The organism is Kitasatospora xanthocidica, from assembly GCF_014656195.1.
GTDB lineage: Bacteria > Actinomycetota > Actinomycetes > Streptomycetales > Streptomycetaceae > Kitasatospora > Kitasatospora xanthocidica.
Genome location: NZ_BNBY01000013.1, coordinates 107,260 through 125,261, shown reverse-complemented (window position 1 = coordinate 125,261; position 18,002 = coordinate 107,260). Strand labels below are relative to the sequence as shown.

The 18,002-nt window shown below is 75.8% G+C and carries 13 protein-coding genes; 5 read left to right on the top strand and 8 right to left on the bottom strand.

What is annotated here, in order from left to right; translation table 11 throughout:
• Positions 1–47: 47 nt before the first annotated feature.
• Positions 48–1,685 (bottom strand): serine/threonine-protein kinase, encoded by a 1,638-nt coding sequence (locus tag IE332_RS23190; protein WP_229928842.1) that lies wholly within the window; start codon positions 1,683–1,685, stop codon positions 48–50.
• Positions 1,685–3,382, bottom strand: coding sequence for a serine/threonine-protein kinase (locus tag IE332_RS23185; protein WP_189919654.1), 1,698 nt, complete (start codon positions 3,380–3,382; stop codon positions 1,685–1,687). The genes IE332_RS23190 and IE332_RS23185 overlap by 1 nt, the downstream gene beginning before the upstream one ends.
• A gap of 278 nt (positions 3,383–3,660) precedes the next feature.
• On the opposite strand from IE332_RS23185, the gene IE332_RS23180 reads away from it, so the two are divergent.
• Both IE332_RS23180 and IE332_RS23175 read left to right on the top strand, forming a co-directional pair.
• Positions 3,661–3,894, top strand: a complete 234-nt coding sequence (locus IE332_RS23180; RefSeq protein ID WP_189919652.1) for a hypothetical protein — start codon at positions 3,661–3,663, stop codon at positions 3,892–3,894.
• 167 nt (positions 3,895–4,061) lie between these two features.
• Positions 4,062–4,898 (top strand): alpha/beta fold hydrolase, encoded by an 837-nt coding sequence (locus IE332_RS23175; RefSeq protein WP_189919650.1) that lies wholly within the window; start codon positions 4,062–4,064, stop codon positions 4,896–4,898.
• A 155-nt stretch (positions 4,899–5,053) separates the two neighbouring features.
• Here the strand turns inward: IE332_RS23175 and IE332_RS23170 are convergent, their stop codons facing one another.
• The 4 genes from IE332_RS23170 to IE332_RS23155 form a co-directional block, all read right to left on the bottom strand.
• On the bottom strand, positions 5,054–6,094 hold the full coding sequence (locus IE332_RS23170) for an AraC-like ligand-binding domain-containing protein (protein ID WP_189919648.1): 1,041 nt from the start codon (positions 6,092–6,094) through the stop codon (positions 5,054–5,056).
• A gap of 123 nt (positions 6,095–6,217) precedes the next feature.
• Positions 6,218–7,255 carry an alpha/beta hydrolase gene (locus IE332_RS23165; protein WP_189919646.1) on the bottom strand — a complete coding sequence of 346 codons (1,038 nt, stop codon included), beginning with the start codon at positions 7,253–7,255 and terminating at the stop codon, positions 6,218–6,220.
• Positions 7,256–7,419: 164 nt separating this feature from the next.
• The gene (locus tag IE332_RS23160) at positions 7,420–8,391 is read right to left on the bottom strand and encodes an AraC-like ligand-binding domain-containing protein (protein WP_189919644.1); all 972 of its coding nucleotides are present in this window, start codon (positions 8,389–8,391) and stop codon (positions 7,420–7,422) included.
• 138 nt (positions 8,392–8,529) lie between these two features.
• On the bottom strand, positions 8,530–11,259 hold the full coding sequence (locus tag IE332_RS23155; protein WP_189919643.1) for a BREX system ATP-binding domain-containing protein: 2,730 nt from the start codon (positions 11,257–11,259) through the stop codon (positions 8,530–8,532).
• A gap of 288 nt (positions 11,260–11,547) precedes the next feature.
• On the opposite strand from IE332_RS23155, the gene IE332_RS23150 reads away from it, so the two are divergent.
• From IE332_RS23150 to IE332_RS23140, 3 genes are all read left to right on the top strand, one after another.
• Complete coding sequence (locus tag IE332_RS23150) at positions 11,548–13,608, top strand: phosphocholine-specific phospholipase C (RefSeq protein WP_189919641.1); 2,061 nt, start codon at positions 11,548–11,550, stop codon at positions 13,606–13,608.
• Positions 13,609–13,933: 325 nt separating this feature from the next.
• On the top strand, positions 13,934–15,145 hold the full coding sequence (locus tag IE332_RS23145; protein ID WP_189919639.1) for an MFS transporter: 1,212 nt from the start codon (positions 13,934–13,936) through the stop codon (positions 15,143–15,145).
• 108 nt (positions 15,146–15,253) lie between these two features.
• Positions 15,254–15,988 (top strand): class I SAM-dependent methyltransferase, encoded by a 735-nt coding sequence (locus IE332_RS23140; RefSeq protein WP_189919637.1) that lies wholly within the window; start codon positions 15,254–15,256, stop codon positions 15,986–15,988.
• Between the two features lie 34 nt (positions 15,989–16,022).
• On the opposite strand, the gene IE332_RS23135 is transcribed toward IE332_RS23140, so the two are convergent.
• Both IE332_RS23135 and IE332_RS23130 read right to left on the bottom strand, forming a co-directional pair.
• Positions 16,023–17,009, bottom strand: coding sequence for an aKG-HExxH-type peptide beta-hydroxylase (locus IE332_RS23135; RefSeq protein ID WP_189919635.1), 987 nt, complete (start codon positions 17,007–17,009; stop codon positions 16,023–16,025).
• The gene (locus tag IE332_RS23130; RefSeq protein WP_189919633.1) at positions 17,009–18,001 is read right to left on the bottom strand and encodes a JmjC domain-containing protein; all 993 of its coding nucleotides are present in this window, start codon (positions 17,999–18,001) and stop codon (positions 17,009–17,011) included. Before IE332_RS23130 ends, IE332_RS23135 begins: the two co-directional genes overlap by 1 nt.
• Position 18,002: the final 1 nt, after the last annotated feature.

Here is an 18,002-nt window from a genome sequence, read left to right as displayed (position 1 = left end):
TGCCGCGGCCCGCGGCGCTCCGGGGAGGGCTCGTCGGCGAGAGGGCCTCAGTGCGGCATCGCGGCGAGGGCCGCCCGGGCGACCGTCGCGGCGTCCGCCTCGCAGCGGTCCGCCGGGTGGTCCGTGCCGCCGAGGTCGACCGAGAAGATCAGGTTCCCGTCGCGGACGGCCAGGGAGCAGTTCGCGCCCCTGATCGGCTGGTCCCAGTACGCCTCCTCGCCGATGCCGACGCCGCTCGCGCTCCGCCGGCCGTCCACCAGTGCCCGGAAGTCCTTGTGCTGGACCTGGGTCGCGTTGTCCGCGCTCCCCGCGCTGCGCTGGAGCCTCCAGCGGAGCATCGCGGACGGCTCCTGGTCCTCGTAGGTCAGACCGCCGACGACCGACGTGCCGTACCAGTGGCACACGGTCTCGGCGGTGGAGGACCGCTCGGAGTAGACGTCCTTCTCCGGCTTGCGCTCGGCGGGCGGGAGCGGGAGCTTCCCGGTGATCTCCGCGCAGACCGGCGCCTTGAGGTACTTGTCCGGGACGGCCGGGCCGTCCGGATCGCCCGGATCACGCAGCCACAGGTAGCCGCCGACGCCCGCCGCGGCCACGACCGCGGCGGTCACCAGGACGGCGGCGGTCCGGCGCGACCGCCGGGGCGGGGTGTCGGCGGGTGCCACGGCGTTGGGGGCGGGGGTGGGAAGCCTCCGGTCCAGCGCCGTGGCCAGGGCGGTGCCCCCGGGCGCCGCCAGGTGGTAGGAGGTGGGCTCGCCGCCCCGGGGGCGCGGCGGCACGGCGGCCCGGGGGCCCGCGAGCAGCGCGTCCACCGCCGTCTGCTGCTCGGTGATCAGCCGGTGCACCGCCGCCGGCCACTGCCGGGCCGCCGGGGCGACCGGGCCGAGGAGGTCGAGCAGCCGCGCCGGGGTCGGGCGGGCGGCCGGGTCCTTGGCCAGGCAGGCCGCGAGCAGCGGCCGGGTGGCGGCCGGTACGGCGGTGAGGTCCGGCTCGGTGTGCACCACGTTGTACAGGGTCTGCAGGGTGGAGGCCCCGGCGAAGGGGCTGCGGCCGGTCAGGGCGAGCGCCAGCACCGAGCCGAGCGAGAACACGTCGGCGGCCGGGGTGAGCGCCCGGCCCTCGGCCTGCTCGGGCGACATGTACGCGGGCGAGCCGATCACGCCGCCGGTGTGGGTGAGTTCGGCGTCGTCCTCGGCCGCCCGGGCGATCCCGAAGTCGATGACGCGCACGCCGTCCTCGGCGAGCAGCACGTTCTCCGGCTTGAGGTCCCGGTGGATCAGCCCGGCCCGGTGGATCTCCACCAGCGCCGTGGCCAGTCCGACGGCGAGCCGGTGCACGGCGTCCTCGGGCAGCGGTCCGGCGGCCTCGACGGCGGCGCCGAGCGAGGGCCCGACCACGAACACCGAGGCCAGCCAGGGCGTCGGCGCGTCGACGTCGGCGTCCATCACGGCAGCCGTGTACGCCCCGGACACCCGGCGGGAGGCGCCGGCCTCGCGCCGGAACCTGGCCCGGAAGCCGTCGTCGGCGGCGAACCGGTCGTGCACCCGCTTGACCGCCACCAGCCGCCCGTCCGGCGCGGCGCCCAGCAGCACCCGGCCCATCCCGCCGCGCCCCAGTTCGGCGAGGACCCGGTACGGGCCGACCTCGGCCGGGTCCGAGTCCCGGCGGGGCCTCATCGCGGTCGCCATCACCGCACCGCCGTCGGGGTGAGGGTGGTGTCGGGCACCGATCCGTGGGCGCTGACGTCCTTCGCGACCTTCACGGCGCCCTCGGCGAGGGCCTTGGTCATCTCCTCGCAGCGGCCGCGCGGGTAGGTGGCACCGGTCACGGCGACGAACACGTACAGGTTGACGTCCCGGACGTAGAGCACGCAGTTGTTCAGGTCCAGGTTCTTATTCGGCAGCCAGAAGGCCTCTTCGGCGAAGGTGATGCCGGTGTCACGCGTCCGGCCGCCCATGTAGAGGCCCTCGTAGTGCTGCTTCGCCCGTTCGGCGCCGGTCTTCCCGCCGGGGATGCTCGGGAAGACGTCCCAGGCGATCTGGATCTTGTCGCCGGAGCGCGTGTTCCAGTCGCAGAACTTCGACGGGTGCTTGCCGTTCTCGTCCGTCATCTGGAAGGTGCCGGGGTTGCCGGCGGGCGGCCCGAAGTCCGCCGGCGCAGTCACCTTGGCGGCGTCCACACAGCTCGGCGCCACGGCCGCGTACGCGTCCTTGACCTGGGAGAGCGGGACGTTGCCCGGGGTCGGGACGGGTTCCGGGTGGAGGTCCACCACGCCGGTGGCGACCAGGCCGCCCGCCACCCCGGCCAGCGCCAGCACGACCGCGCCCGCCACCAGGGCGATCCGCCGGCCGCGGCGCCGGACCGGCCGCGCCTGCGGCTCGGTCGGGCCCAGGCCGGACGCCAGGGGGTCCGCGGACACCGTGGGAAGCGTGGGAGCGGCGGACACCGTGGCGGCCGCGTCCACCGCCGTCGGAACCGGCGGGGCGACCGCCGGGGCAGCCCCCAGCAGCCCGGCGATCTCCGCCGCCTGCGCCGCCAGCAGCCCGTGCACGGCCTCCGGCCACGGCCGCGCCGAGGGCGCGATCAGCCCGACCGCCGCGAGCACCCCCTGCGGGGTCGGCCGGGCGGCCGGATCCTTGGCCAGGCAGGCCGCGAGCAGCGGCCGCAGCCGCTCCGGGACGTCGGCCAGGTCGGGCTCCGCGTGCAGCACGTTGAAGAGGATCCGCGGCAGCGACTCCCCGGTGAACGCCGGCCGCCCCGTACAGGCCACCGCCAGGGTCGCGCCGAGCGAGAACACGTCGCTGGCGGGCGTCAGTTCGCGCCCCTCGACCTGCTCGGGCGACATGTAGCCGGGCGAGCCGATCATCGCCCCGGTGCGGGTGAGCTTGGTGTCCTGGCCCTCCGCCGCCCGCGCGATCCCGAAGTCGATCACCCGGACGCCGTCCTCGGCGAGCAGCACGTTGGAGGGCTTGAGGTCCCGGTGGATCAGCCCCGCCCGGTGCACGTCGACCAGCGCCTGGGCCAGCCCGGCCGCCAGCCGCCGCACCGACTCCTCGGGCAGCGCCCCGGCCGCCCGCAGCGCCTGGTCCAACGCCGGCCCCGGCACGAACTGCGAGGCCAGCCAAGGGGTTTCGGCCTCCGGGTCGGCCGCGATCACCGCCGCCGTGTACCCGCCGGAGACCCGTCGCGAGGCCTCCACCTCACGCCGGAACCGGACCCGGAACCCCTCGTCCTCGGCGAACTCCGCGTGCACCTGCTTGACCGCCGCGGGCCGCCCGTCCGGCGACACCCCCAGCAGCACCCGGCCCATTCCGCCCTGTCCGAGCACCGCCAGTACCCGGAACGGGCCCACCTGCGCCGGCCCGTTCGGCCCCACCGTCTCCACGTCGCCCCTGCCCCCTGCCGCTGCGTGCGAACAGATGATACAGACGGGTGGTTCGGGCTCCCCGGCCTCCTCCGACCACCACCGAACCTCCCGGTGGCCTCCCCGCGGCCTCCCCGCGGCCTCCCCGCCCCGTGCACCGGCGTCAGCGGCCCGCCGGCGGCCCGTCAGCAGCCCGTCAGCGGAGCGTCAACAGCCCGTCAATCCGGGCCCCGGCCCGGGCGGACGGGTGGAAGCTGGACGTCCCTGCAGGTCCGCAGGCCGTCCCGGAGGTGAGCCGCATGTCCGTCAGCGCAGCGTTCCATTCCGTCGTCCCCGACGTCCGCCACCGCAGCCGCGGCCTGCGCACCGCGCTCGCCCGGGTCCTGGACCGACTGTCCGCCAGCCCGCTGGACAGCTCCGTCCTCGGCGCCCTGGGCGCGCCCCGCCCGGCCCGGCCGCACGCCCGCTGGTACCCCGTCACCCGGCCGGACGGCACCACCGCCCTCGAAGCACGCTGGGAGACCGACCACTGACGGCCCGGCACCGGTGCCGTGCCGGTGCCGGGCGCTCTCGGACGACACGCCGTGCCCGCAGCGGAAACCGTCCGCACACGCCCGGGCCTAGCGTGTGCTGCGGAGCGGCCCACACGCCGCACCGCACCGCATGGACCGTACGAAGCGCACCGAGAGAGAAGGGCCCCATGGCGTTCATCACCGTCGGCCAGGAGAACTCCACCCCCATCGACCTCTACTACGAGGACCACGGCACCGGGCAGCCGGTCGTCCTGATCCACGGTTTCCCGTTGGACGGGCACTCCTGGGAGCGGCAGAGCGCCGTGCTGCTCGACGCCGGCTACCGGGTGATCACCTATGACCGCCGGGGCTTCGGCCAGTCGTCCCAGCCGACGACCGGCTACGACTACGACACCTTCGCGGCCGACCTGAACACCGTGCTGGAGACCCTGGACCTGCGGGACGCGGTGCTGGTCGGCTTCTCGATGGGCACCGGCGAGGTCGCCCGGTACGTGTCCGCCTACGGCTCGGCCCGGATCGCCAAGGTCGCGTTCCTGGCCTCCCTTGAGCCCTGCCTGCTGAAGAGCGACGACAACCCGGACGGGGCCGCGCCGAAGGAGTTCTTCGACGGCATCGTCGCGGCGGTGAAGGCCGACCGCTACGCGTACTACACCGACTTCTACAAGGACTTCTACAACCTGGACGAGAACCTCGGCACCCGGATCAGCGAGGAGGCCGTCCGCAACAGCTGGAGCGTCGCGGCGGGCGGCGGCTTCTTCGCCGCGGCGGCCGCGCCGTCGACCTGGTACACCGACTTCCGGGCCGACATCCCGGCCGTCGACGTGCCGGCCCTGATCCTGCACGGGACGGGCGACCGCATCCTGCCCGTCGACAACACCGGCCGGCCGTTCCACCGGGCGCTGCCCTCCGCCGAGTACGTGGAGATCGAGGGCGCCCCGCACGGCCTGCTGTGGACCCACGCGGAGGAGGTCAACACGGCGCTCCTCGCCTTCCTGGCCAAGTGAGCCACGTGAGCCAGGTGAGCCGGGGTCAAGCCGGGCATCCGCGCACCGGCTGACCGGCTGACCGGCCGGACGCACCACCGAACGCCGACGGGCCGTCGGGCGCACCGACGCCCGGCGGCCCGTCGCCGCGTCGGCCCGTCGCCACGTCCCGGGTCTCACACGGCGACGCCGTACCCGGACGGGGCGGCGCCCGGCCCGGGGCGGTCGGCCGAGGGCGACAGCCGTACGGTGCCGGGCGTGAGGCCCGCCCCGGCGTAGGCCTGCCACTCGCGCGGGGAGACCCCGTAGGCGGCCCGGAACGCCCGGCTGAAGTGACTGGCGCTCACGAAGCCCCAGCGGCCCGCGACCGCCGCCACCGTGGCCCGGTCGGCCGTACGGCGGGCCAGGTCGCGGCGGCACAGCTCCAGCCGCCGGTGCTGGATCCAGCGGGCCACCGTGACCCCCTCGAAGCGGAAGAGCTTGTGCAGGTGGCGCACCGACACGTGGTGGGCGGCCGCGATCCGCTCCGGGGAGAGGTCCGGGTCCCCGAGGTGGCGCAGGATGTGGTCCTTCACCCGGGCGAGGGTGGCCAGGGCCGCCTCGGGGGCCTCCGGGACGGACCGGCCGCGGCGTTCGTGGGCGAGCACCGCGAGCAGGTCCAGCGCCGTGGTAGCCAGCCAGGCCGCCTGCTGCGGCGCCATCGTGCCGGCCGAGCGGGAGAGGCAGTCCAGGTACGCGGCGACCAGCCGGGCGGTGCCGTCGGCGGTGTCGAAGACCGTCGTGGTCAGCACCCGCAGGTCCTCCTCGGAGACGCCGACGGCCGAGCGCGGCCAGTGCAGGGCGGTGAAGGCGAACGGGTCGGGCAGTTCCTTGGCGAACGGCCGGCCGGCGTCGGAGACCGCGAAGGTGCCCGGCCGCAGCACGACCCGGTGGCCGTCCTGGGCCAGGCGGGCGGTGCCGCGGTGCTGGAGCGCCAGGGTGAGGTGGTCCTCCCCGCCGCGGGCGATCAGCCCGGCGCTGCGCTCGACCCGCTGCGGCCCGGCCGCCACCCGGCAGACCTGGAGGTCGCCCAGCCGGTGGCTGGTGATCGTCGCGGGGGCGGGCGCGCTGTCGAGCAGGGCCACGTCGAGCGGGATGAAGGTGCGGGAGACGGCCTCGTGCCAGTACTCCGCGCGGTCGGCGGGCGGTATCTCGGCGGTGTCGAGGACGACGGGCATCGGTGCTCCTCTGGTGGCTGCCGGCCGGGCGGGGCCGGTCCGGCGCCGCGTGATCGGGGACGGGCGGTGAGGTCGGGCGGGAAGGGCGGGGCGGGGGTTCGAAGACGGGCCCTGGGGCCGGGGTCACCAGGACCGGCCGTGCAGCGCCATGTGCACGGTGTCGACGATCTGGATCAGCGCGGCCCGGGCGGTGCCGGTCGGGCAGTGTCCGGCGAGCAGCAGGAAGCCGTGCACGGCGCCCTGGTAGCGCGTCGCCACCACCGGTACGCCCGCCGCCCGGAGCCTGGCCGCGTAGGCCTCGCCCTCGTCCCGCAGCACGTCGGCCTCGGCGGTGACGACGAGCGCGGGCGGCAGCCCGGTGAGCTGGTCCAGGGTGGCCCGCAGGGGCGCGGCGGTCGCCTCGGTCCGTTGCCGCGGTTCCGGCAGGTAGTCGTCCCAGAACCGGCGCATGTGGTCGCGGTGCAGGAAGTAGCCGGTCGCGAACCGGCGGTAGGACGGGGTGTCGAAGTCGGCGTCGGTGACCGGGCAGAGCAGCACCTGGTGGACCAGCCGGAGGTCCCCGCGCCGGCGGGCCAGCAGGGTCAGCGCCGCCACCAGGTTGGCCCCGGCGGAGTCGCCGACGGCGGCGATGCGGCCGCCCTCCAGCCCGAGCTCGTGGCCGTACGCGTGGATCCACCGGGCCACGGCGTAGCACTGCTCGACGGCCACCGGGTAGCGGGCCCCGGGCGACCGGGCGTAGTCCACGCAGACCACGGCGGCGTCGGCGCCCAGTGCGAACTCCCGGACCAGCGGGGCGTGCCAGGCGGCCTCGCCGGGCGACCAGCCGAGGCCGGGCAGGAACAGCACCACGGGGGACGGCCGGTGGGCGCCGACCGGTCTGGTGATCCGGACGTGGACCCGTCCGGTCGGTCCGCAGGGCAGGGCGAGCCACTCCGTGGCGGTGCCGTGGGGGTCGTCCGGGTCCTCCGGCTGCTCCTCCCACCCGGCGCCGGGCCCGCCGGGCTCGGGTCCGGCCGCGGGCCCGTCCTCCGCTCCGCCCGGGGCGAGGAAGGAGAGGTCCGGGGGTTCCGTCGCGGACCGGCCGGCCCGGGCGTCCAGGAACTCCTGGAGCGCCCGGTCGAGGACCGGTCGCCGGTCGGGCAGGGGGGTGGGGTCGGACAACGCTTCGCTCCTGGCTTCGGTCGGTGGACGCGCCGGTGCGGGTACCCGGGGCGCCGGTCGGCTGCCCGGCGCGCCTCCGGGGGGCGCCGCCCGGCCGTACTGCGGGGGCGGGGGCGCGCCGCCAGCCTGACCCGGCCCGCGTCCGGCGCCCGGCCGCCGGTGCGTCAGCCGGCCGCGCCGGCCGGCGCCTCGCGCCACTCCCGGGGGGAGACGCCGTACGCGGCGCGGAAGGTGCGGCTGAAGTGCGCCGGGTTGACGAAGCCCCACCGCTGGGCGACCGCCGAGACGGTCGGCGCGGTGCTGCCGCGGCGGGCCAGTTCGCGGGCGCACGCCTCCAGCCGGCGCCGGTGGATCAGCCGGCTCACCGTCACCCCCTCGCCCTCGAAGATCCGGTGCAGGTAGCGCACCGAGATGTGGTGGGCGTGCGCGATCCGCTCGGGCGCCAGCTCCGGATCGGCCAGGTGCCGGTCGATGTACTCCCGCACCCGGAGGACCAGGTGGGCGTTGGGGGCGTCGGTCTCCCCCGCCGGCCGGGCGCCGGCCAGCTGGGCCACCAGGGTGCCCAGCAGGTCCGCGACGCTGCCCGCCAGCCGGTCGCCGACCGGCGCCGGGTATGAGTGCGCGGAGGCGGCGAGGACGCCGAGGAACGGCAGGATCACCGGTCCGCAGCCCTCCGTGGGGCCGACGGCCGTCGCCGCCGCCTGCCGCAGGTCCCGTTCCGGCACGCCCAGCAGCCGGCGCGGCAGGTGGAACAGGTGGGTGCGGAACCGCTCCGGGTAGTGGACGGCGTACGGGCGCGCCGTGTCGTACAGCACGAGGCCGCCCGGTGGCACCTCGGCCTGGCGGCCGTCCTGCTCCAGCACGGCCCGGCCCGTCTCCTGCACGCCGACGCCGACCTGCGGTTCGCCGCCCGGGGCCCGTTCGATCAGCGCGGCCGTGCGGGAGACCCGGGCGGCGTCCGCCTCCAGCGTGGAGATCCGCAGGTAGCCGAGCCGGTGGGAGACCAGCAGCCCGTCGAAGGGCTGCCCGGTGAGCGGGCGCACCTCCACCGGGACCACCGCCCGGGACAGCGCCCCGGTCCAGTACGCCGCCTTCTCCTCGTCCGCGACCGACGCCGTCGTCACCCGCTCGTCCATCCGACCTCCCGTCCGCCGAAGCCCTGCGGTCCCAGCGTGGGGTGCGGGCGCGGCGGGGGGTTAGGTCATCTGACTGCCCTTCCGGCCGGGGCGGGCGCGGGCCGCTCCGGTACCGGGCCGGACGGGCGTCGGGGCAGGTCAGGCGGTGTCGAGGGCGTGGGCGATGGCGGCCCGGGAGGTGATGCCGAGCTTCGGGAAGATCTTGTAGAGGTGAGCCGCGACGGTACGGGGCGACAGCTGCAGCTGACGGCCGATCTCCTTGTTGGTGAGACCGGTCGCGGCAAGCCGGGCTATCCGCAGCTCCTGTCCGGTGAGGCCGGACGGCTCCGCGGCCGGGACGCCGGGCGGCGGCGCCACCGGCTCCCCCGCGGCCCGCAGCTCCTCCTCGCAGCGCTGGGCCCACGGGTCCGCCCGGAGCCGGCGGAACACGTGGTGGGCGGCGCGCAGCGGCTCCCGGGCGCCGGGCCGGTGGCGGCGGCGCAGCCACGAGCCGTGCGCGAGCCGCAGCCGCGCGAGGTCGAACACCCATCGTTCGGCGTCCGGGACGGCGTACGCGGCCCGGTAGGCGGCCTCGGCCTCCTCGTCCTCGGCGGCCAGCGCGGTGGCCGCCGCGCACAGGAAGGCGTGGCGGGCGGAGATCTCTGCGGAGCGGGCGGCCCGGCCGGCCGCGAGGTGGGCCCGGGCCTCCTCGTGCCGGCCGGTGTGCACGGCGGCGGTGACCAGGTCGAGGACGAGCGCGTGGCGCCAGGGCGGGCCGCCCGGCGGCCGGCCGGGCGGGGTGAGCTCGCAGAAGTGCGCGTACGCCTCCTCGTGCCGCCCGTGGGCGAGCGCGGCCAGTCCGCGCAGGTGGGTCAGCCGGTCGAGGACGTAGCGCAGCCGCCCCCGGGTCGCGGTCGGCCGGATGGCCCGGTCGATCTCGCGCAGCCCCTCCTCGTCGCCGCGCCCGGCCAGGAAGTGGGCGTAGTACTGGCGGAACATCAGGGCGTTGGTGTGGTAGCCGAGCTCCTCGGCGATCTCGGCCTCGCGCAGGCAGACGGCGGCCCGGTCCCAGTCGCCGAGCAGGAAGTCCTGGTGGCACTTGGCCTTGGCGACCGAGCCCTGGGTGGCGTAGCCGTGCAGTCCGGTGAAGCGCTGCCACAGGTCGCCCTCGGGGCAGTCCAGCGCCGAGGCGGTCCACAGCAGCAGCCAGGCGGCGCCGGCCTCCTGCTCCTGCGTCATGCCCTCGGCGACGGCGCGCAGGGTGACGGCCGCGTCCGGGCCCGGGTCGGTCCAGGCCCGCAGGCAGAGCCGGCCCGCCTCCGAGACCTCGTCCCGGTGCCGTTCCAGGGCCCGCCAGGCCCACGGGTCGTCCGTGTACGTGGCGGCCAGCAGGAGCTTGAAGTAGACCTGTTCGGTCAGCCCGCCGAAGGTGTCGGCGCCGGGGGCGGTGAGCGCGTCGAGGGCCGCCGGCAGCAGGGCGGCGGAGGACTCGAAGTCGACGTGGTGGCTCTGGTCGGCGTAGACGACGGCGTACGCGAACAGCGGGGCGACGTCCGGCGGCACGGTGTCGCTCTTCAGCTCCTCCACCAGGGCGGCGGTGTGGCGCAGCTGCCCGCCGCGGGCCGACATCACGGCGGCCCAGGTGAGCCTGCGGACGCGGTCGCAGGAGCTGGGGCTGAGGACGGCGGCGCGTTCGAGCAGCAGCGCGCCCTCCGCGTCGCCGCCGCGGCGGGCGAGGTCGCGGCCGGCCTCCTGGAGCCGGTGCGCGAGGTCCTCGTCGGGCAGCAGCGCGGCGGAGGCCTCGTGGGTGAGCCGCCGGGGGTCGTCGGGCGCGAAGGCCTCGGACAGGGTGCGGTGCGCCGCGCGGCGTTCGGTGTCGGAGGCCGCCGTGACGACGGCGGTGCGCACCAGGGGGTGGCGGAACACCAGGCGCCCGGCCGGGTCCACCCGGGCCAGCCCTTCCGCCTCGATCCGGGCCAGGATCTCCTCGCCCGCCTCGCGGTCCACGACGGCGCGCAGCCAGCCGCCGCTGCTGGAGTCCGGGCAGCCGGCCAGGGCGCCGAGCAGCAGGAAGCGGCCGACCTCCGGAGTCACCTCGCCGAGCCGGTCGGCGAACATCCGCTCCAGCTTCCGGCCCAGCGGCAGCCGTTCGGGCAGCGGGGCGGTGCCGCGCCGCTGGGCGGTGGCGAGCTGGCGGGGCAGTTCCACCAGGGCCAGCGGGTTGCCGGCCGCCTCCGCGAGGACCCGGTCCCGGGCGGGTGCGGCGAGTTCGGGGTAGCAGGTGCCGAGCAGCAGGGCCGCGTCGGGCCCGGGCAGGGCCCGCACCTCGACGGCCTCGGCCGACCAGGTCTGCGCGGCCGGCCCGTCGGGGCGGGAGGCGCCGACGATCACCATCGGCAGGTCGGCGCTGCGCCGGTGGAGGAAGGCGAAGACGGTCGCGCTCGACGAGTCGATCCAGTGCAGGTCGTCCAGGAGCAGCAGGACGGGGGCGGTCCGCACCGCCTCCTCCAGCAGGGCGAGGGCGGCGGCGCCGACCGCGAAGCCGCTCGGTGTTCCGGAGCGGACGCCGAGCGCGCTCTCCAGGGCCTCCCGCTGGTGGGCGGAGAGCGCCTCGGAGTGCTGGAGCAGTGGCCAGAACACCTGGTGGAGGGCGCCGAAGGCGAGGTCCGTCTCGGCTTCGGTGCCGACGGCCCGCAGCACGGTGAACCCGCGGCCGCGGGCGGCGCGCTCGACCCAGGCCAGCAGGGTGCTCTTGCCGACGCCGGCCTCGCCGCGCAGCAGCACCGTGGACCCGCTGGCGCCGTCCTCGGCCTGCACGAGGGCCGCGGTGAGCAGTTCCGTCTCCCGCTGCCGTCCGACCACGGCCGGGACCCGGCTGTCGTGCTCCACTCCGCTGTTCCCCTCGGGTCGACCGGACGGTCCGCCCGCCCCGGGGACCCAAGGCTAACGCCCGTCAGGACCTGCCCTCACCACGCTGGGTGTGGCTCCGACCACATGCGGCGACCCGGCTCGGCGCGGCCGCCCGGACGCCACCGCCCGACAGAACGTGTTCAGACAACTCAAGGCGTTCGTCCGCCGTACAGCGGGCAGTCATGAGTGGTCCGCCGGAAGGTACCCCGCAGGCGCTGTCCTTGGGGCACCGTCCTCCACCCCGTGACACCCAGAGGTCTCCCACCCATGGCAGAGCTGAACCGTCGTCGTTTCCTCCAGCTCGCGGGCGCCACCGCCGCGTTCACCACGCTCTCGGAGAGCATCGCGCGGGCCGCCGCGATCGCCCCGCAGGGCGCCACCGGCACCCTCCAGGACGTCGAGCACATCGTCGTCCTGATGCAGGAGAACCGTTCCTTCGACCACTACTTCGGCGCCATGAAGGGCGTCCGCGGCTTCGGTGACCCCCGCCCGGTCACCCTGCCGAGCGGCAGGTCGGTGTGGCACCAGACGGACAGCGCCAAGAAGGAGGTGCTGCCGTTCCGCCCCCAGGCGAACGACCTGGGCATGCAGTTCGTCCAGGACCTCAACCACGACTGGGCCGGCGGCCACAAGGCCTTCAACAACGGCAAGTACGACCAGTGGGTGCCCGCCAAGACGGCCACCACCATGGCCTACCTGACCCGCCAGGACATCCCGTTCCACTACGCGCTCGCCGACGCCTTCACCCTCTGCGACGCCTACCACTGCTCGTTCATCGGCTCCACCGACCCCAACCGCTACTACATGTGGACCGGCTTCACCGGCAACGACGGCACCGGCGGCGGCCCCGTCCTCGGCAACCAGGAGGCCGGGTACGGCTGGACGACCTACCCCGAGCGGCTGGAGAAGGCCGGGGTCTCCTGGAAGATCTACCAGGACATCGGCGACGGCCTGGACGCGGCCGGCTCCTGGGGCTGGATAGGCGACGCCTACCGCGGCAACTACGGCGACAACTCGCTGCTCTACTTCAACAACTACCGCAACGCCAAGCCCGGCGACCCGCTCTACGACAAGGCCCGCACCGGCACGAACGCCAAGGCCGGCGACGGCCTGTTCGACGGCCTGCGCCGCGACGTCCAGGCCGGCACCCTGCCGCAGATCTCCTGGATCGCCGCCCCCGAGGCCTTCACCGAGCACCCCAACTGGCCCGCCAACTACGGCGCCTGGTACGTCTCGCAGGTCCTGGACGCGCTCACCTCCAACCCCGACGTGTGGGCCCGCACCGCGCTGTTCATCACCTACGACGAGAACGACGGCTTCTTCGACCACGTCGTGCCGCCGTTCCCGCCCTCCTCCGCCTCCCAGGGCCTGTCCACCGTCGCCACCACGGCCGACCACTTCGCCGGGAACGCCTCCAACGCGGCCGGCCCCTACGGCCTCGGCCAGCGGGTGCCGATGCTGGTCGTCTCGCCCTGGAGCACCGGCGGCTACACCTGCTCGGAGACCTTCGACCACACCTCGATCATCCGCTTCATGGAGCGGCGCTTCGGCGTGCTGGAGACCAACATCTCGCCGTGGCGGCGCGCCGTCTGCGGCGACCTGACCTCCGCCTTCGACTTCACCGCCTCCAACCCCGCCCCGGCCTCGCTGCCCTCCACCGCCGGCTACCTCCCGCCGGACCGCAACCGGCACCCCGACTACGTGCCCACCCCGCCCGCCACCGGCACCATGCCCAAGCAGGAGCCGGGCGCCAAGCCCACCCGCCCGCTCAAGTACGCCCCGTACACGGACGGCGCGGCCGACACCGCCGCCGGCAAGTACCGGCTCACCTTCAGCGGCGGCGCGGCGGCCGGCGGCCAGTTCCTGGTGACCTCCGCCAACCGCACCGACGGCCCGTGGACGTACACGGCCGAGGCGGGCAAGTCGATCTCCGACACCTGGAACACCACCTACTCCAAGGGCGTCACCGACCTCACCGTGCACGGCCCCAACGGCTTCCTGCGCCGCTTCCGCAACCCCGGCAAGACGGCCGGCCCCGAGGTCACCGCGCGCCACAACCCGACCACCGGCAACCTCGACCTCACCCTCACCAACGCGGGCACCGCGGACGCCGTCCTCACCGTCACCAACGCCTACGGCGGCGCCCCGCAGACCGTCACCGTCCGCCGGGGCGCGACGGTCACGTGCACCGTCGACCTGAGCGGCTGCCGTCGCTGGTACGACGTCAGCGTCACCTCCACGGCGACGGCCGACTTCGTCCGCCGCCTGGCCGGGCACGTCGAGACCGGCGCCCCGGGCCTGTCGGACCCGGGCCTCCTCACCTACTGACGCCGCCCGCCCCGGCACCGGCGGCACCGACACCGGCGACCCGCCCCTGGCCCCCTCACCGGCCCGGGGCGGGTCCCCGGGCCGGTACTGGCCCGCTCGCCTCCGGGCGCTCGGACCCGGCGCCGACACCCGTCGCTCCGGCGCTCCCTCCTCCGTCGGTCGCCGGTCGCTCCTCACTTTCGGCACCGGCGCGCCCTTCGGCTCGGGGCGGAGGGCGGCCGGCCGGGTCCACACCGCCCGCGGCGCCGGCCCGCCGACCGCCATTCGGCCCAGCGCCCGTCGCGCGGTGCCCGGCCCGGCCGGGCGGGGTGCCTATCGTGGGCGGATGACCGACCGTCGGACCGCCCGGCCGACCACGGGCCGCTTCCACTACCTGGTGGCCGCCGCCGCCTTCGCCGTCTGCATGGCCGGCACCACCCTGCCCACGCCGCTCTACGGGCTCTACCAGGACGAGATCGGCTTCTCCGAGCTGACCGTGACGGTCGTCTTCGCCGTCTACGCCCTCGGCGTCATCGGCGTCCTGCTGCTCGTCGGCAACGTCTCCGACACCGTCGGGCGCCGGCCCGTGCTGCTCTGCGGGCTGGGCTTCGCCGCCTGCAGCGCCGGCGTCTTCCTCGCCGCGGACGACGTGCCGCTGCTCCTGATCGGCCGGCTGCTCTCCGGCTTCTCGGCGGGCCTGTTCACCGGCACCGGCACCGCGTACGTGCTGGAGCTCGCCCCGCCCGGGCGGCGGGCCCGGGCGGGCTTCGTCGCGACCGCCGCCAACATGGGCGGGCTCGGCTGCGGGACGCTGCTGTCCGGCGTGCTCGCCGAGTACGCGCCCGACCCGCTGGTGCTGCCGTTCGTGGTGCACCTGGTGCTGGTCGCCGGGTCCTTCGCCCTCACCCTGCGCCTGCCCGAGACGGTCGCCGGGGCCCGCCCGCTGCGCACCGCGCGGCCCGACCGGCCGTCGCTGCCGCCGGAGGTCCGCCGGGTGTTCGTCCCGGCCGGGATCGCCGCGTTCGCGGGCTTCGCCCTGCTGGGCGTCTTCACCTCGGTCAGCCCCGCGTTCCTCGGCACCGACCTGGGCGTCCACAACCACGCGGTGGTCGGCCTGATCGTCTTCACGGCGTTCTTCGCCTCCACCCTGGGCCAGCTGCTGGTGCCCCGGCTGGGCACCGCGCGGGCGATCCCGCTGGGCTGCCTGGTGCTGATCGCCGGACTGGCCCTGCTGGCCGTCTCGCTCGCCTGGACGGTCCTCGCGCCGCTGGTGCTCAGCGCCCTGGTGGGCGGCGCGGGCCAGGGCATGGCGCTGCGCGGCGCGGTCGGCGAGGTCGCCGCCGCGAGCCCGGCCGAGCACCGCGGCGGCGCCCTCTCGGCGCTGTTCGTGGTCGCCTACTTCGGCATCTCCGTCCCGGTGATCGGGGTGGGCCTGCTGACCGGTCCGGTCGGCCTGGCCCACGCCGGCCTGGTCTTCGCCGCCTGCATGGCCGTCCTGGCCGCCGCCTCCGGCGCGTACCTGCTGCGCCTGGCCCGGGCCGGGGCCGCCGGGGCCTGAGACCTGGGGCCGTGTTGCGCCGAACGGTGCTTGCCGCCGGGGCCCGGGACCGATAGACACGGTCCCGGCACTGTGAGTGACGACGCGTGACAGCTGGAGGTCTCCGCCATGAGCGTGACGAATCGGTACCGGGACGCCTGGGAGGGGTTCTGGCGGGACGCGCCGGAGGAGCCGGGCGGGGTGATCTGGGACGCGTCGCCCGCCCTGACGGCGGAGCGCCACCTCGCGCTGTTCGACCCCCACCTGGCCGACCCGGAGCTGCCCGTCGTCGACCTGGGCTGCGGCAACGGCACCCAGACCGGCTTCCTGGCCGAGCGGTTCGCCCGGGTCCTCGGCGTCGACCTGTCCGCCGCCGCGCTCGACAAGGCCAGGCGCCGGGATCCCGCCGGGCGGGCCGAGTTCGCCCCGCTGGACGCCACCGACGCGGAGGCCGTCCGGGCGCTCCACGACCGCATCGGCGACGCCAACGTCTACCTGCGCGGGGTGATCCACCAGAGCGAGCCGGCCGACCGCCGCCCGGTCGCCGAGGCCGTCGCCGCCCTGGTCGGCGGGAGCGGCCGGGCCTTCGTGGTCGAGCTCCGCGCGGCCGCGAAGCAGGTCCTGTCGGACCTCGCCCAGGGGCCCGCCGGGCCGCCGCCGAAGCTGCGCCCGGTCTTCGCCCACGGCCTCGCCCCCGGCGAGGTCGCCGACGAGGCCTTCGCCGAGCTCTTCCGGGCGGCGGGCCTCACCGTCCTCGCCTCCGGGGACCTTCCGCTGGCCACCACCGAGTCCGCCCCCGACGGCCGGCGGATCGACCTCCCGGCCCAGTGGCTCGTCGTGGGCGCGCGTCCGGCCCGCCCCTGATCCCGGGGCGGGCCGGGCCACAGGTGCGCCGGCGTCAGAGCGGGTGCGCCGCCGTCAGTTCCTTCTCCCAGCGGAGCAGGTCGTCGAACCAGGCGCGGCCCCGGTCCGTCCACTCGGCGGCCGGCTCCAGCGCCTCGACCGTCCCCCGGAGCCGCCGCAGGGCGTCGTCGCGGCGCGCGGCGGCCTCCGGCGGCGCGTCCGGCTCGGCCGACCAGCGGGCGAGCCCGTGGGCCATCCGGGCGAGCACGTGCGCGGCGTGGACGGCCCCGCTGACCGGCCGCGGGTCGGGGCGCAGCGGGTGGCTGACCAGGACGTCGCCGTTGGTCACGTACGTCTCGAAGAAGTTCCGCAGGTAGAGCGCGTGGTGGCCGGTCTCGTGCAGCAGCGCCTCGAAGGCGGCGGCGGGGCTCTCGACGCTGGAGGTGCCGAGGTAGACGGCGCCGAAGGTCGGGCGGAGCGTGGCGGAGCGGAAGGCGCCGCCGCGCACGTACACGATGACGCGGATCAGCAGGTCCGTCTCCAGGGCGGCCTCCGGCCAGACCCTGCGCAGGGTCTGGCGGGCGGCTTCCAGGGTGGCGATGCCCTCGGTGGGGTCGAGCGTGCCGAAGTCGGCGTCGCCGGTGCCGCCGGTCCGCCGGATGTCGGCCTGGAGCTGTCCGGTGCCCCAGCGGCACCAGTCGGGGTCGGCCGCCGTGCCGTCCGGGGTGAGGTGGCGCAGCGGGGGCATCAGACCGGCGGTGGAGAGTTCCCGCACCAGCTCGGCGGTGCGGGCGGGGTCCGGGGCGGGTCCGTCCGCGGGGTCCTCCGGCCTGCCGTCCCCGGCGGCGGGCCCGGCGGCGTCCCCGGCGGCGGGCCGGGTGGCGGCCCAGACCAGGCCGGGGTGCAGGCAGGTGGGCGCCGGTCCGTCGCCCAGCAGCGGTTCGAGGCGCCGGAGGACCTCCCGGTGGTAGCTGCGGACCAGGGTCATGGTGCCGTCCGGGGTCATGCCGACCCGGACGGCCTCGTCCCGTCCGGTGCCCATCAGGCCGCGCCGGAGGACGGTCCGGCGCCGCCCGCGCCGCCGACGCCCGTGCCCCCGACCCCGAGGATCTCGGTGAGCGAGGACTCCTCCGCCTTCTTGAGCTGCTGCTCGCGGGCCTGGAGCCGGCGCACGATCAGGGCCGAGATCACCTCGTCGCCCAGGTTCTCCAGGGTGTGGAAGACGTCCTTGCGGACCTCCTGCCAGATCTCCTTCGACTGTCCGCTCAGCGCCTCGGCCTTGCTGGGCAGCCGTCCGCGCAGCGCCGCGCTGCGCTCGACCGCCAGGTCCAGCACGTCGTGCAGGATCTGGGTCCAGGTGTCCTCGACGCCGTCGGAGAACGCGATGTGCACGGAGCCCTCGTCCGCCGTGGTGCCCTCGTGGTAGAAGCCGCGCGGCAGGTAGAGGCAGTCCCCGGCGTGCAGGGTGACCTCCAGGGCCAGCGGGGTCTTCGGGGTGACGCCCGGCTTGGAGCGGTTCACCGGCCACTGCATCGGCGGCTCGTGCAGCCGCCAGGTCTTGGAGCCGGCCAGCTGCCGGAGGAAGATGCTGGCCAGGTCGTAGTGCGCCTCGGCGCCCTTGGAGTGCGGCGGGGTCAGGAAGGCGTTGGCGGCGACGGGGACGCCGATCTCGCCGGACAGTTCGGTGCAGAAGGCCTCCACCTCGGGGCAGTAGGTGGACATCGCCTGGAAGACCAGGGTCGCGCCCTGCCCCATCTGCGCCACGGCGTACCGCGGGTCGACGAGCCCGGACAGCACCCGGCGCTCGTCGGAGCCGTCGTCCCCGGGTTTGGCGGCGTTGCGGACGCCGATGTCCTGGCCGTGGCGCCACAGCCGGATGTACGGGGTGCGCAGTCCGCGTTCGAAGAGCAGCCGCTGCGCGAGCTCCGTCGAGAACACGTCGTCCAGTGCGCCCATGTCCCTGCTGACGTAGGGCTCGGTGTCCCGTATGGACGCCAGCTTCGACGGGTCGTCGAGGAGCTTCTCCACCGCCATG

What these genes read in the sequence shown, in the direction of transcription:
- IE332_RS23145 (WP_189919639.1), top strand. Translation starts at nt 13,934, where the DNA reads ATGACCGACCGTCGGACCGCCCGGCCGACCACGGGCCGCTTCCACTAC.
- IE332_RS23180 (WP_189919652.1), top strand. Translation starts at nt 3,661, where the DNA reads ATGTCCGTCAGCGCAGCGTTCCATTCCGTCGTCCCCGACGTCCGCCAC.
- IE332_RS23175 (WP_189919650.1), top strand. Translation starts at nt 4,062, where the DNA reads ATGGCGTTCATCACCGTCGGCCAGGAGAACTCCACCCCCATCGACCTC.
- IE332_RS23140 (WP_189919637.1), top strand. Translation starts at nt 15,254, where the DNA reads ATGAGCGTGACGAATCGGTACCGGGACGCCTGGGAGGGGTTCTGGCGG.
- IE332_RS23190 (WP_229928842.1), bottom strand. Translation starts at nt 1,685, where the DNA reads ATGGCGACCGCGATGAGGCCCCGCCGGGACTCGGACCCGGCCGAGGTC.
- IE332_RS23130 (WP_189919633.1), bottom strand. Translation starts at nt 18,001, where the DNA reads ATGGCGGTGGAGAAGCTCCTCGACGACCCGTCGAAGCTGGCGTCCATA.
- IE332_RS23170 (WP_189919648.1), bottom strand. Translation starts at nt 6,094, where the DNA reads ATGCCCGTCGTCCTCGACACCGCCGAGATACCGCCCGCCGACCGCGCG.
- IE332_RS23135 (WP_189919635.1), bottom strand. Translation starts at nt 17,009, where the DNA reads ATGGGCACCGGACGGGACGAGGCCGTCCGGGTCGGCATGACCCCGGAC.
- IE332_RS23150 (WP_189919641.1), top strand. Translation starts at nt 11,548, where the DNA reads ATGGCAGAGCTGAACCGTCGTCGTTTCCTCCAGCTCGCGGGCGCCACC.
- IE332_RS23160 (WP_189919644.1), bottom strand. Translation starts at nt 8,391, where the DNA reads ATGGACGAGCGGGTGACGACGGCGTCGGTCGCGGACGAGGAGAAGGCG.